Annotated in this window: 12 protein-coding genes; 10 read left to right on the forward strand and 2 right to left on the reverse strand. The window is 49.5% G+C overall.

Annotation, left to right across the window (positions count from 1 at the left end; translation table 11 throughout):
* The first annotated feature begins 2 nt into the window (after positions 1–2).
* The 7 genes from pknB to T497_RS0113660 all read left to right on the forward strand — a co-directional run bounded on the left by pknB (position 3) and on the right by T497_RS0113660 (position 7990).
* Positions 3–2357 carry a Stk1 family PASTA domain-containing Ser/Thr kinase gene (gene pknB, locus T497_RS16970; RefSeq protein ID WP_051530685.1) on the forward strand — a complete coding sequence of 785 codons (2355 nt, stop codon included), beginning with the start codon at positions 3–5 and terminating at the stop codon, positions 2355–2357.
* Positions 2357–3235, forward strand: a complete 879-nt coding sequence (rsgA, locus tag T497_RS0113635; protein WP_028516093.1) for a ribosome small subunit-dependent GTPase A — start codon at positions 2357–2359, stop codon at positions 3233–3235. Before pknB ends, rsgA begins: the two co-directional genes overlap by 1 nt.
* Complete coding sequence (locus tag T497_RS0113640; RefSeq protein ID WP_028516094.1) at positions 3232–3882, forward strand: thiamine diphosphokinase; 651 nt, start codon at positions 3232–3234, stop codon at positions 3880–3882. The genes rsgA and T497_RS0113640 overlap by 4 nt, the downstream gene beginning before the upstream one ends.
* Positions 3883–3948: 66 nt before the next feature.
* Positions 3949–4023 carry a stage V sporulation protein SpoVM gene (gene spoVM / locus T497_RS19050; RefSeq protein WP_366208667.1) on the forward strand — a complete coding sequence of 25 codons (75 nt, stop codon included), beginning with the start codon at positions 3949–3951 and terminating at the stop codon, positions 4021–4023.
* Between the two features lie 253 nt (positions 4024–4276).
* Entirely contained in the window at positions 4277–5554 is a 1278-nt protein-coding gene (locus T497_RS0113650) for an adenylosuccinate synthase (protein ID WP_028516095.1), read from the forward strand.
* A 65-nt stretch (positions 5555–5619) separates the two neighbouring features.
* Positions 5620–6804, forward strand: coding sequence for a transglutaminase domain-containing protein (locus T497_RS0113655; RefSeq protein ID WP_028516096.1), 1185 nt, complete (start codon positions 5620–5622; stop codon positions 6802–6804).
* A complete protein-coding gene (locus T497_RS0113660; protein ID WP_028516097.1) occupies positions 6794–7990 on the forward strand; it encodes a hypothetical protein in 1197 nt (398 codons plus the stop codon). The genes T497_RS0113655 and T497_RS0113660 overlap by 11 nt, the downstream gene beginning before the upstream one ends.
* Positions 7991–8130: 140 nt before the next feature.
* On the opposite strand, the gene T497_RS0113665 is transcribed toward T497_RS0113660, so the two are convergent.
* Both T497_RS0113665 and T497_RS16975 read right to left on the reverse strand, forming a co-directional pair.
* Positions 8131–9507, reverse strand: coding sequence for a GGDEF domain-containing protein (locus tag T497_RS0113665; RefSeq protein WP_028516098.1), 1377 nt, complete (start codon positions 9505–9507; stop codon positions 8131–8133).
* A gap of 131 nt (positions 9508–9638) precedes the next feature.
* Positions 9639–10502 (reverse strand): ComEC/Rec2 family competence protein, encoded by an 864-nt coding sequence (locus T497_RS16975; RefSeq protein WP_051530686.1) that lies wholly within the window; start codon positions 10500–10502, stop codon positions 9639–9641.
* A gap of 214 nt (positions 10503–10716) precedes the next feature.
* Here T497_RS16975 and miaB point away from each other — a divergent pair, with 214 nt between their 5' ends.
* The 3 genes from miaB (at position 10717) to T497_RS0113685 (ending at position 13392) form a co-directional block, all read left to right on the forward strand.
* Positions 10717–12090, forward strand: coding sequence for a tRNA (N6-isopentenyl adenosine(37)-C2)-methylthiotransferase MiaB (gene miaB / locus T497_RS0113675; protein ID WP_028516099.1), 1374 nt, complete (start codon positions 10717–10719; stop codon positions 12088–12090).
* An 11-nt stretch (positions 12091–12101) separates the two neighbouring features.
* A complete protein-coding gene (locus tag T497_RS0113680; RefSeq protein WP_028516100.1) occupies positions 12102–12878 on the forward strand; it encodes a hypothetical protein in 777 nt (258 codons plus the stop codon).
* Between the two features lie 106 nt (positions 12879–12984).
* Positions 12985–13392: a YlbF family regulator gene (locus T497_RS0113685; RefSeq protein ID WP_028516101.1), complete on the forward strand. Its 408-nt coding sequence runs from the start codon at positions 12985–12987 to the stop codon at positions 13390–13392.
* Positions 13393–13410: the final 18 nt, after the last annotated feature.

Consider the following 13410-nt stretch of genomic DNA (forward strand, 5'->3'; position numbering starts at 1 on the left):
AAATGGACAAGAATATTGGCAAGAAGCTCGACGGAAGATATGAGATAACCGAGCTCATCGGCGTCGGAGGCATGGCTGAGGTCTACAAGGGCGTCGATGTTATCGACAACAAAACGGTTGCCATTAAGATACTCAAAAAGGAATTTGCAGAGAACGAGGAATTTCTCCGCCGCTTCCGCAATGAGTCAAAGGCTATCGCAGTTCTTTCACACCCCAATATCGTAAAGATTTACGACGTGGGCTTCTCCGAGAAGATACAGTACATCGTTATGGAGTACATCGACGGTATCACTCTCAAGGAGTATATCGAGGAGGAAAAGGTCCTCACATGGAAGGACACTGTTCACTTCGTTATACAGATACTCCGTGCTCTCCAGCACGCTCACGACAAGGGCATAGTTCACCGTGATATCAAGCCCCAGAACATCATGATGTTCACTGACGGCACTATCAAGGTCATGGACTTCGGCATTGCAAAGTTCGCCCGTGAGGAGGGCAAGACAGCTACCGATCAGGCTATCGGAAGCGTTCACTATATCAGCCCCGAGCAGGCAAGCGGCAGCGTTACCGACGCAAAGAGCGATATCTACTCCGTCGGCGCAATGATGTACGAGATGCTCACAGGCAAGAAGCCTTTCGACAGCGATAACCCCGTTGCTATCGCAGTTATGCATATGCACGATATCCCCGAGCGCCCAAGAGCTATCAATCCTTCTATCCCCGACGGTCTTGAGGAGATAGTTCTCAGAGCTATGGAAAAGGCTCCGGAGGACAGATACCAGACAACTGCCGAGATGATAAGCGATATCGAAGCTTTCAAGGCTGATCCGCATATCTCATTCGGTTATTATACTGAGGAGACCGACGAGTCCGAGGAGTTGCTTGACAGCTCCGCAGGCACAGAGGTCGAGTCCGAGAGCAGACAGGAGGTAGCCAACGCTTACGCTTCAAAGGCTAAGGCTCCTGTAGCAGCTGCTGCCGCAGCAGGCGCAGGTTCGGGCTATTCATCGGGCGGCTCTGTATCACAGAGATACAACGACGCTTATACTGACAATTACGACGAGTACGATGATGACGAGGACGATGACGAAGAGGAGGAAGAGCGTTCCTCACTGGTAGTCCCCGTACTTACGGCTGTAGTCGTAGTAGTTATCATAGTTGCCGTTATTTTCGTAGCAACTATGCTCAGCGGACTTCTCAGAAACAGCGCTAATAAAAACGGCAAGACCATGCCCGATCTCGTAGGCTGGGACTACAATCAGGCTTATGCAGCCTACAGCAGCGATATCAAGTTTGAGATAGAGAGTCAGGAATACAACGAAGCCGATGAGGGTACTATCATCAAGCAGAGCATCGAAAAGGGTGCTGTATTCAGCAAGGGCGATGTCTGCAAGGTAGTTATCAGTAAGGGTATGGAGACCGTTGAGGTTCCTCATGTACGAAATGTAAACCTTGAGCTCGTTAAGACGCAGCTACGTGAACGAGGACTTGAACCAAAGGTACAAAAGACCTCAGATGCGGAGATAAAGCCTGATTACGTTATCAAGTCCGAGCCTGAAGAGGGTACTATGGTACACAAGGGCACAACAGTTATCCTCTATGTCAGCATGGGCGCTAACGCAGAGCAGGTAACTATGGACGAGTATATCGGCAAGACAGCAGAGGACGCTGCTATCCTTGCAGGCTATAAGAACCTTAAAGTTAAGACAGAGCCTACACCTTCCTACGAGAAGGAGGGTATCGTTGTAGATCAGGAGCCTAAGAAGGGCACAAAGATCGAGGCAGGTTCAGAGATCACACTCTTTGTCAGCGACGGTACTATCCCTAACGGCAAGGTAGATATCGACCTCAGCTTCCCCGGAGAGGCTTCAGGACGCTTCAGCATCGACTTTATCCTCACAGATGAGAAGAACAAGACAAAGGCTGTATCAACAGGTACTCTTATCTGTCCTGAAATGGCAGGCTACTCACTGACTATCGAGGGCTCCGGACAGAGCGTAAGAGCTTCAGCTATCCTTACAAACCTAACAACAGGCGCTAAGGCAAACTACGGTAGCTACACCTTCAACTTCGCTAAGGGCACATATACAACCGACAGCGAGAACGCTTGGGGCGCATTCGATCAGGTAGGCGCATTCAAGAAGGAAGAGCCTTCAACAGAGGCTCCTACAGAAGCTCCTCGCACAACAGAGGCTCCTTCACAGACAGGCAGAGATCCTTCAATAGTTGAGGGCAACACCTACTACGGAAAGTACAACAATGAAGGCGCTTGGGAATGGTACGGACACTTTGACGAAAATGACAAGTGGGTCTGGGAAGGCTACTGGAACGACCAGAACGAGTTTGTTCACTATTGATGAGTAAAAACGTTATAAGCGGAATAATTATAAAATGCTTAGGGGGACTCTACAGTGTAGAGTCCCCTGACGGTATATATGAGTGCAAGGCGAGGGGAGTTTTCCGCAACAGGGGGATAAGTCCCTGCGTGGGTGACCGCGTTGACGTTGAGGACGGCGTCATCACGGAGATAGCTCCGCGAAAAAACTGTATCATCAGACCTCCGCTTGCTAATCTCGACCAGCTCATATTCATAGTGTCCACCTGTGAGCCTGCTCCGAATTACCTTATTCTGGACAAGTTCATAGCCATTGCGGAGTACAAGGGCATAACCCCCGTAGTGGTCATAACCAAGACAGACCTCGGGGACAGCCGTCCCATACATGAGATATACGGCAGTATCGGCATTGATGTTGCTGAGGTCAGCTACGATGACGAGGCTTCAATTGAGAAAGTCCGTCAGCTTCTCAGCGGTAAGATAAGTGCCTTTACGGGCAACTCGGGAGCAGGAAAGTCTACTCTGCTCAACGCTGTCGATCCTACTCTGAATATTGCCACGGGCGAGATAAGCCGAAAGCTTGGCAGAGGAAGACACACCACCCGTCACGCGGAGCTGTACAAACTCAGCGGCGGCGGTTACATAGCCGATACCCCCGGATTTTCCACCTTTGAGACCAATCGCTACGACATTATCCGCAAGGAGGAGCTGGCAGGCTGTTTCCGCGAGTTTGACGGACTTACGGATAAGTGCCGTTTCAGGGACTGCGCACACATCTGCGAAAAGGGCTGTGCGGTAGTCGAGGCAGTTGAGAGGGGAGAGATATCTCTCAGCCGCCATGAGAGCTACAAGACGATGTACGAGGAAGCAAAGCAGTTAAAGGAGTGGGAGCTCAAATGAGAAGATGCGCGATATTTGCAGGCGGAGATATGCCTGACCTGAGATGCTACAAAAAGTGGTCATACTGGGAGAAATACAGCTGCTTCATCTGTGCCGACTGCGGCTACAGACACGCTTTGCGGCTGGGGATACTTCCCGATGTTATCGTGGGAGACTTCGATTCCTACAGCGAGGAACTTCCAAAGGGCGTTGAGGAGCTGAGAAGCGTTCCCGAAAAGGACGATACCGATACCCTTATGGCTGTAAAAAAGGCTATAGAAATGGGCTACAGCAATATCGACCTCTACGGAGCCCTTGGCGGAAGACGCTTCGAGCACAGCTTTGCCAATATACAGGCTATGATATATGCATTGCAGCAGGGCTGTCACCTTGAGATAAAGGGCGAGAGCCACCTGCTTGTTCAGGAGGCGGACGAGGGAGCTGTCACATACAAGAATATAGACGGCGGCGTTTTCCTCTCGGTATTCGCACTGACGGAGAGTGTGGGAATAGAGTATCTCCGCGGCGTTAAGTATCCCCTGGAGGACTACCGCATGGTGCAGTCCTTCCCCATAGGCGTCAGCAACGAGATAGAGGGCGAAAAGGCAGTCCTGCGCATAAAGGACGGTCTTGCGCTGGTGATAATAACGCCTAAGATAGTGGTGTAACAAAAAGCTCCCTTGCGGAATATAATGTGATATATCCTGCAAAGGAGGGGGTACATATTGAAGATAGTGGTCATCAAGAGCCCGAAATTCATATCGGGGATACTGAGAGCCATTTTCGGTATTAAAAAAGAAGAACAGTAGAAAAAAGGCGTGATCTGTCACGCCTTTTTTTTGCAGCGTGACGCTGCACCCTTTCCCGAATAATAACGCTGTGTATCACGACGGGCACCGTCAAGCGCCCCTGCATACATTGAAAGCAAAAAACGCTTGCAATTCAGCAATATTTACTGTTGCATTTTCTGATTTCATGTGTTATAATAGATTGTAAGCGTGCTTTTTCGGAATATCATGCTCCGCAAGCACAAATTTTAATATTATGAAAAGAGGAAAACAAATGCCTGCAAATATTGTAGTCGGAACTCAATGGGGAGACGAAGGAAAGGGTAAGATCATTGATATCCTTGCTTCCCGCGCAGACGTTGTAGTCCGCTCACAGGGCGGCAACAACGCAGGTCACACTGTTGTAAATAACGGTGAGGTATACAAGCTTCACCTTGTACCGTCGGGTATCCTTTACCCCAACGCACTCAACCTCATCGGCGCAGGTGTAGTTCTTGATCCTAAGGACTTTATCGGCGAGCTTGACAACCTCGAATCCAGAGGTATAAAGACTCAGGGACACCTTAAAGTAGACCCTCGTGCTCAGATCGTTATGCCTTGGCATATCGCTCTCGACGGTCTTTCTGAGGCTTTCCGCGGCGGTAAGGACATCGGTACGACAAAGAGAGGCATTGGTCCTACATATATGGATAAGTACGAGCGCTGCGGCATTCGTATGTACGACCTCGTTCACCCTGAGGTGCTTGCTGAGAAGATACAGTCCACAGGCAAGCTCAAGAACGAGATAATCACCAAGGTATACGGCGGCGAAGCTTTCGACCTTGACGCTGTTACAAAGGAGTACACAGAGTACGGCAAGAGACTTCTCCCATACATGGACGACGTTTCTGTACTCACATTCGAGGCTCACAAGGCAGGCAAGACTATCATGTTCGAGGGCGCTCAGGCTACTCTCCTTGATATCGACTTCGGTACATATCCTTACGTTACATCTTCGCACCCCCTCTCAGCAGGCGTTTGCGTAGGTACAGGCGTAGGTCCTAAGGTAATCACAAATATCATCGGCGTTGCAAAGGCTTACACAACTCGTGTGGGCAAGGGACCATTCCCCACAGAGCTTGACGACGCTACAGGCGACCAGATAAGAAACGTTGGCGGCGAGTTCGGTACTACCACAGGCAGACCAAGAAGAACAGGCTGGTTCGACGCTGTTATCGTTCGTCATTCAGTAAGAGTAAACGGTCTTGACAGCCTTGCTATCAACAAGCTGGATACTCTCGCTAATATAGATACACTGAAAATGTGCGTGGCTTACAAGAAGCCCGACGGCAGCGTTATCAAGGAGTTCCCGCCGACACTGGAGGAGCTTGAGGGCTGCGAGCCTATCTATGAGGAGTTCCCCGGATTCACAGAGGATATCTCCAAGTGCACAAGCTTCGACGAGCTCCCTGCTAACTGCAAGAGCTACATCGCTCGTCTTGAAGAGCTGGTAGGCTGCCATGTAAGCATGGTAGGTATCGGTCCTGACAGAGCACAGATACTGGAAAGATAAGAACTTGTTCAGCCGCTTCGGCGGCTGTTCGCTTATACTGCTTTTTCCCCGAAAGGAGGCTTTGTATGAAATTCTCCGCAAAAAAACTGGCTGTTGTCTCGGCTTTTGCCTTGCTCAGCGCCTTTGCCCTGCCTGCAACGGCTTCTGCGGCTCAGGTCTCAGTGCCAGAGATATCGCAGAGCTGCGTTTTCAGCTCGACTGACGACGCCGCTGTGCAGATGAGAAAATACATCAAGGAGAGAACTTCCGATTTCGAGATAAATATCGACGCTTCTGTGGCTTCAAAGGAGACCGTGGGACAGCTGATGATATTCAAAGCCTTCGATGAGACGGGAGACGGCTCGGAGGGAGACTACCTCCGCTTCGCAGTAAAAAAGCTGAACTGCAAGATATACTGGAAGAATAACGAGTACAAGCTGGTCTATCACCTTGATTACTACACTACAGCCGAGGAGGAGGCAAGGCTCACCCAAAAGCTGGATAAGACTCTTGCTTCGCTGAATACAGAGGGACTTTCGGACTATAACAAGGCTCTCCTGCTGTACAGGTACGTCACCTCAAACGTGACCTATTCCACGGATATCAAGGATAAATACGCCTACACCGCCTACAGCGCCGTCGAGAACGGTCATGCGGTTTGTCAGGGCGTAGCGCAGCTGCTCTACAGGCTCTATAACGATTCGGGGATACCCTGCCGCATTATCGCTGGCATTGCCCATGATACAAGCGGAGCCCGTGAGGACAGCTATCATGTGTGGCTGATAACAAAGATAGACGGTAAGTACTACCTCTCCGATCCTACATGGGACCTCAAGGCAGAGGGCGATAACTTCCGATATTTTTTGAAGGGGAGCAACGACTTCGACAGCACCTTCAATATGAGGCATATCCCTCAGAACGATAACGGTCTGACCTTCCCCGAATATGATTCCGACGACTTCCGTAACGCATATCCTGTCTTTTCGGAGAACGCTCCCTCGCCTGTGTGCAGTCTGGGAGATATCAACGGAGATAAAAGCATAAACGCTGTGGACGCTTCTGTTATCCTCAGCGACTATTCCCGCGTTTCTACCTGCGGTACAAGCGCCTTTACCGTATCGCAGAAGAGCTGCTCCGACGTTAATAAGGACGGCAGCGTAAATGCAGTGGACGCCTCCTGCGTTCTTTCGTATTACGCCTATGTCTCCTGCGGCGGAAAAGGCTCTATAGATGATTATATTAAAAACGAGGTGTTGAATAATGTACGATGAAAATAATCTCGGCGGTGTTATGCCAGAGGAGATAGAATATAACCCCGACGCCCCAAGAAAAGAGGCTCCCACAGGAGTAAGCGCTCCCGTGCTGGACGACTTCGGATACGTTGCTCCTACAGCAAAAAAGGACGGTCCTACAGGCGTAAGCGCTCCTGTTCTTGACGATATGGCTTCATACAACTCAGGTGCCGAGAAAAAGGGCGCTCCTACAGGAGTTTCCGCACCTGTGCTTGACGACAATATCCCATATGTAAGCGAAAAGAAGGGAGCTCCCACAGGCGTTACCGCTCCCGTACTTGACGACTCCTCTGTACCCTTTACTCAGGAAAAGCTGGTCCTCTCAGATGAGGACATAATAGGCGGACTTACTCCAGAGCTGAAAGCGCGTTTTGACGCTCTCCCTGCCGATAAGCAGCAGCAGATAATCGACATGAGAAGAACTCAGCTGGGAGCAGTTGCACCTCCCGTACAGGTAACAGCTCCTGTGCTTGACGAGGACAACTACACTCCTCCTCCGAAAAAAGAAGAGCCAAAGCAGCCCGAAGCTCCCGTAGCAGCTCCTATACTGGACGCCGAGCCCGAGCCGCCCAAGTATCAGCCGAAATACGTGGACGAGGACCTTGAAAGAGCAAAGGCTGAGGCTTCAAAAAAGGCTGTTTCATCACAGCTTGTATCCGAGCAGAAGGACTCAAAGGAAAGCCTGCGCATGATGCTGGAGCTCAAAGAGGAAGCAAGACGCAGAGACGCTGAAAAGGGCTTCAAGATATGTATCGTGCTTGCTGTTGTAGGCGTTATCTCGGCTATCGCATTCTATCTGCTCTATTCGGGACAGTTAGGTCTTGGCTACAAGAACGGTCTTGAGGGCTTCGGCAAGGTAATAAAGAACTCCGCACTGTACATCGCAGGTATTGTTGGTATCTGCACACTTTCACTCATCGCAGGTATCAAGGGATTGAAATCACTTTGCTCAGTTGTGCTCCTGCTTTTCGGTATAGTGCAGATATTCCCCGGACTTCCTATGATACCGCAGCATAAGGGCAGTATGGGACTGGTAGTTGCACTGTATGCAGTTGCACTGGCAGGAACTGTAGTCACATTCTTCATGCTTTCGGGCAGTGAGCCTGTGGGCAAGTTCTTTACCAGAAACGATAATCTCAACAGACGCGAAAGAGACGATTATTGATAGCAAAACCGTAAAGAAGCTGTGCTTCTTTACGGTTTTTTAGTTATTAGTGATTAGTGCATAGTGATTAGTAGGGGCGCACAGTGTGCGCCCCTACAATTATGCATTATGAATTATGCATTAAAAAGGCGTGACACAAGTCACGCCTTTTTTCTGTAATATTCAGCCTTGTCGTTCTGCATTCTTTCCCTTGCAGTAATGAACACCTGACGGTAGTTCTCATGCTTTTCAGGTCTGTAGGTGCAGGAGCCCTTTGCTATGCCAAGAGGGTGAGCAAGCTTTTTGCCTGCGTTGAAGTCTCCCAGTTCCTTGTCAAATTCAGCAAAGAGGTCCTCCATATCGAGATTGTTCTTTTTGCGCATAAGAGCAATGAACTCATCGCCTGCAACACGATAGACATTATCGCTGCCGAATACCTTTTTCAGCAGTCTTGCGGCATGGAACATTAGCTCGTCACCGGCTTCAAAGCCGAAGTTAGCGTTGACATTTTCCAGACCGTTGAGGTCGAAGAATGCAACGGAGAATGAAGGAGAATCGGTCTTGATATCCTCGTCCAGCTGTCTGATAGCGTTCTTGTACGCCGCCTTGTTATGTGTATTGGTCAGCTCGTCCTTGTAGATGTTGGTATCCACGTACTTCATGTACTTATCAAGCTTATTGCAGAGAGAATGAAGATTTGATGTTACCTCCTCATACTCGTCACTGAAGGACTGCTTTTTTTCCTCGCCGTCGGCAAGAGTTTTAAGAAGTTCTCTCTCTGTGTCGGGGAGGAAATCCAGCTTTTTGATAGAGGTCTGCATCAGCATATCGTTCATTTTCTGTGTAGTTGTATTGAGCTGGTCTATCTCTTTCAGCATAGCCGCAAAACGCTTTCTGTTCTGCGACATGATGATGAACGCGAGGACTATACCTACGGTAAGAGCCGCCATGAGGATAACTATGGATATTACCGTATTATTGCTGAGCTTATCGTCGTACCATTCGGCGTTGAAATCAACTCCGATAATGCCGACAACCTTGTTTTCAGAATCGAAAATAGGGCTGTATGCCGAGTAGAATCGTCCCCATTTGTCGGAGTATGCCTTTTGGTCAACAGCGGCAACACCGTTTGCGGCACTCACGAGAGCGTCTGTAGTAATTATCGGCTCACCGAATTCACCAGGATCATCAATGGCAGGATCAATGGTAAATGTAAAGGTGCCGTCGGGTTCAGGATTTATACCATAGATGTAGTCAAGAGCGATATTTTCCTGAAAGGCGCGGAGCGTATCAAGAGCTCTGTTGTAGGCTTCTGTGCCCTCGTCCTCCTTGGTGATATACTTTATCTCGTCGCCGTTTATCATATAAGCCGCAGTATTGGCGATATCCAGCATACGCTGGTTTATCTGCTCACGCAGGTTCTTTTTGGCAAGCGTGGACAGTGTCATAGCCATGAGAATATTTGTAAGCAATAGTAAAGCAAGAGCTATAATGAAGTTGCGTTTGCTTGTTCTGATTTCTTTTTCCTGTTTGCTCATAGTTGTCCCCCCCTGTATCAAAACGATATATTAATCGAATAAAGCTATATGGTAATTATATCATTTTGGCAGGAGTACGTCAATAATAGATTACAAAAAGTCAAAGCCGCTTCACTGCTTTTTGTGAAATATCACAAAGACGAGCCCTTTTCTGTGTCGATTTTTATCTGACTGCCGTCACTGACAGCGGTTATCTCACCGTTGAAGCAGGTTGCATAGGTGTTTATCTTCTGCTTTTTCAGCAGGTCCTGCATCTTGCCCGAAAACTCGTTGCTGTCCGTGCAGACTACTGCGCATTTGGGCTCCACAGCTTTGAGAAAATCGCCCAGATTATCAAGCTTTCTGCCGTGATACGGGACTTTCAGCAGGGTACACTTGCCGATATCCATTATCTCGTCCAGTCTCTCCTCCATAGCGTCTCCCGTGAAAAGCAGGGTGTTGTTATGGTGGACAGCCTTTGTGACGAGGGAGAAATTGTTCTCGGCGCTGTCGCCGTCGCCGTAGAAGTCCTTTTTCGGCGCATAGACCGTATAATCCACGTCGTCAAGGGTAAAGGAGATATCCTCTTTCAGCTTCATGGGAGTAATGCCCCTGCCGTCAAGAGTCTCCGCGAATTTGTCGTATTCGCTGACATTTCCCGTGTAATCGGGTGTGAGAACGTTCTTGACATCGAATGTTTTCAGCACCTTGGGAGCTCCGCCAACGTGGTCTTTATCGAAATGGGTGATTATCAGGTAGTCGATAACGGTAGTTCCGCTCTCCTCGAGGATAGAGGATATCTTCTTGCCGTCGCCCTTTTCGCCGCAGTCGATGACCACGGTGGAGCTTTCGGACTGGAGCACAATAGCGTCAGCCTTTCCCACGTCGAGGAATGTGACTTTCAGCTCCTTGGCATTCGCCATGTCGTGGGGCTTCTTTTCGTTGCAGGCAAACAGCGATGAAACGGCAACAGCCGATGTAAGCAGCAGAGCTGCGGTTTTCTTTATATTCAGCATAATAATTTCCCCTTTCGGAAGTGAGTATACACTTTCATATGATACATCATATCACTTCTGACTTAAAATAATCTTAACTCCGAAAAACGGATTTGTCAAGTAGGGCGGCGCTCCGCCGCTTTTACAGCTGACAGCTAAAAATTTCTTGCATTATAATGTGTTGTATGTTATAATAATATATTAGGATTTTTCAAGGAAGGCGAGGTTCTGCCAATTGAAGGACAATACCGCGGAAATAAGCGAAATAAAGGCACTGCTGGGCGATAAGCCCCGAAAAGCCTACATAAGGAGCTTCGGCTGTCAGCTGAACGTGTCCGACGGCGAAAAGATAAAGGGCTTGCTGAAAAAAATGGGCTACGGCTTCACCGAGGACGAGCACGAAGCTGACCTCATCATACTCAATACCTGCGCCGTCCGCGAGAGCGCCGAGGACAGAGTTTTCGGCATAGTGGGCAGTATGAAGAAGCTCAAGGAGCTGAAGCCCTCCCTTATCATCGGCATTGCAGGCTGCATGACGGCTCAGAGCCATATTGCCGAAAAGATTAAGAAGTCCTACCCACAGGTAGACCTTGTTCTGGGCACATCCGCTATAAGCGCCCTGCCGAGGCTTCTTCTTGAAGCTCTCAGGGGAGCCAAGTTCTCGGCGGATATCAGCGAGTACGACGACTTTTCCGAGGCGGCTGAGCAGGTGCGCGAGAGCAGCTTCAAGGCTTCTGTGCCTATAATGTTCGGCTGCAACAATTTCTGCACCTACTGCATAGTGCCGTATGTCCGCGGACGTGAGCGAAGCCGCCGTCCCGAGGATATAATCGGCGAGGTCCGCGAGCTGGTATCACAGGGCTACAAGGAGATAATGCTGCTCGGTCAGAACGTCAATTCCTACGGCAATGACCTTGGCGGCGAGTGCAGCTTTCCTCAGCTTCTCCGCGAGCTGGATAAAATAGAGGGGGACTTCTGGATACGCTTCATGTCCTCACACCCCAAGGACGCCTCAAAGGAGCTTATCGACGCCATATTTGACTGCGAAAAGGTGGCAAAGCACCTGCACCTGCCCGTACAGAGCGGCAGCAGCGCTGTTCTTGACCGCATGAACCGCCGCTACACCATAGAGAAGTATCTGGGTATAGTCGATGAGATACGCCGCAGAGACGACGATTTCTCGCTGACTACGGATATAATCGTGGGCTTTCCCAACGAGACCGACGAGGAGTTCCGCGAGACTCTTGATGTGATAAAAAAGGTCAGGTACGACAATATCTACTCATTCATCTACTCCAAGCGCTCGGGAACTAAGGCTGCGGAAATGCCCGACAGTATTTCCGATGAGGAAAAGGGACATCGCATGAGAGAGCTTCTTGAAGTCCAGCGCGAGGTCTCCACGGAGCACTACAAGCGCTTTATCGGCAGGACTATGCGAGTTCTTGTTGACGGTGTATCGAAGAAAAAGGACGGCTGGCTCACAGGAAAGAGCAGCGAGTTCATAATAGCTGAGTTTGAGGGAGACAGCTCCCTTATCGGTCAGTTCGCTGACGTTGAGATAACCGACGCCATGAACTGGGCTGTAACAGGTCATATAAAGAAAGGATAAGATAAGATAAAATGAAACGAATCATCGCATTATCATGCTTTGCAGCTCTGCTTCTTGCAGGCTGCGGAAAGACAGGTCAGAGCAGCTCCTCATCTGAGAGCACCACGGCAGCCACAGCGCCGACAAGCGCTGAAACTACAACTGACGAGGCAGCTACAGAGACAGCTGTGACTACTGTTGCCGATACTACAGCAGCAGGAACAGAAGCCGAGACAACTACCCACGAGGCAAATGTTTCGGCAGGCGGACGCATGGATATGTATCCTGCTGTCTATCAGGGGGAGATACGCTATGTTTTCGAGCATACCGCAAAGGATAACGACGGACTTTCCAGCATTGAATACGCATTCCGCGACATGGACGCTGACGGCATTCCTGAGCTTATCCTGAAATACGGCACCTGCGAGGCTGATTACGCTATCCATGTATACAGATTCGATGAGAACTGCGAGCTTCAGGACTTAGGCACTTTCGGCGGCGGACATACAAGCTTCTGCTATGACGAGAACACAGGCAATTTCGTTATCCTCTGGGGACAGATGGGCTATGCGACCTTGCATTATTTCGTATGGCAGGACGGCACATTGAAGGTGGCTGACACCTACGATTTCGAGCTTAACGAGCAGAATCCGTCTTACGATGATGTTCTCAAGGAAAAGGGCATACATCGTATTGATTTCGTGTCGGCATATCAGACCGATAACAGCAGCGGCGTCAAGTCGTGGTTCTATCACGAAAACGGCACTACCGAGGAGTTTGACGGACTTTACCTCGATTACACGGGTTAAGCGATGATCCTATCCGAATGAAGTCGGCGAATTTTAAAACAGGCGTCTTTTCCGCGCCGAAGGCTGGAAAAGACAGAAAAAATCAATTATTAAGGAGAATTTTAAAATGGATATTATGGAAATGACAAGAGAGCTTGGAAAGGCACTCCAGCAGGACGACAGATACACAGCTTATATGCTTGCAAAGCAGGCTAACGACGAGGATAAGGAGCTTCAGGAGGACATCGCTCATTTTGAGGACCTCCGCATGAATCTCGGCACCGCTATGAGCGCAGAGGAGCCTGATTCCGACAACATCAAGGCTCTCGATACAGAGCTCAAGGGCGTATACAACAAGATAATGAAGAATCCGAAGATGATAGTTTTCTCGGGAGCACAGCAGGCTCTTGAAAAGCTGGTATCCAATATGCAGCAGATAATCAGTATGTGCGCTAACGGCGAGGATCCCGAGACCTGCCAGATACCCGAGGGAGGCTGCACAGGCAGCTGTGCTTCCTGCGCAGGCTGTCACTGATAAAGGAGAAAAGGGGTT

It is taken from the genome of Ruminococcus flavefaciens MA2007, from assembly GCF_000621845.1.
GTDB classification, from domain to species: domain Bacteria; phylum Bacillota; class Clostridia; order Oscillospirales; family Ruminococcaceae; genus Ruminococcus; species Ruminococcus flavefaciens_E.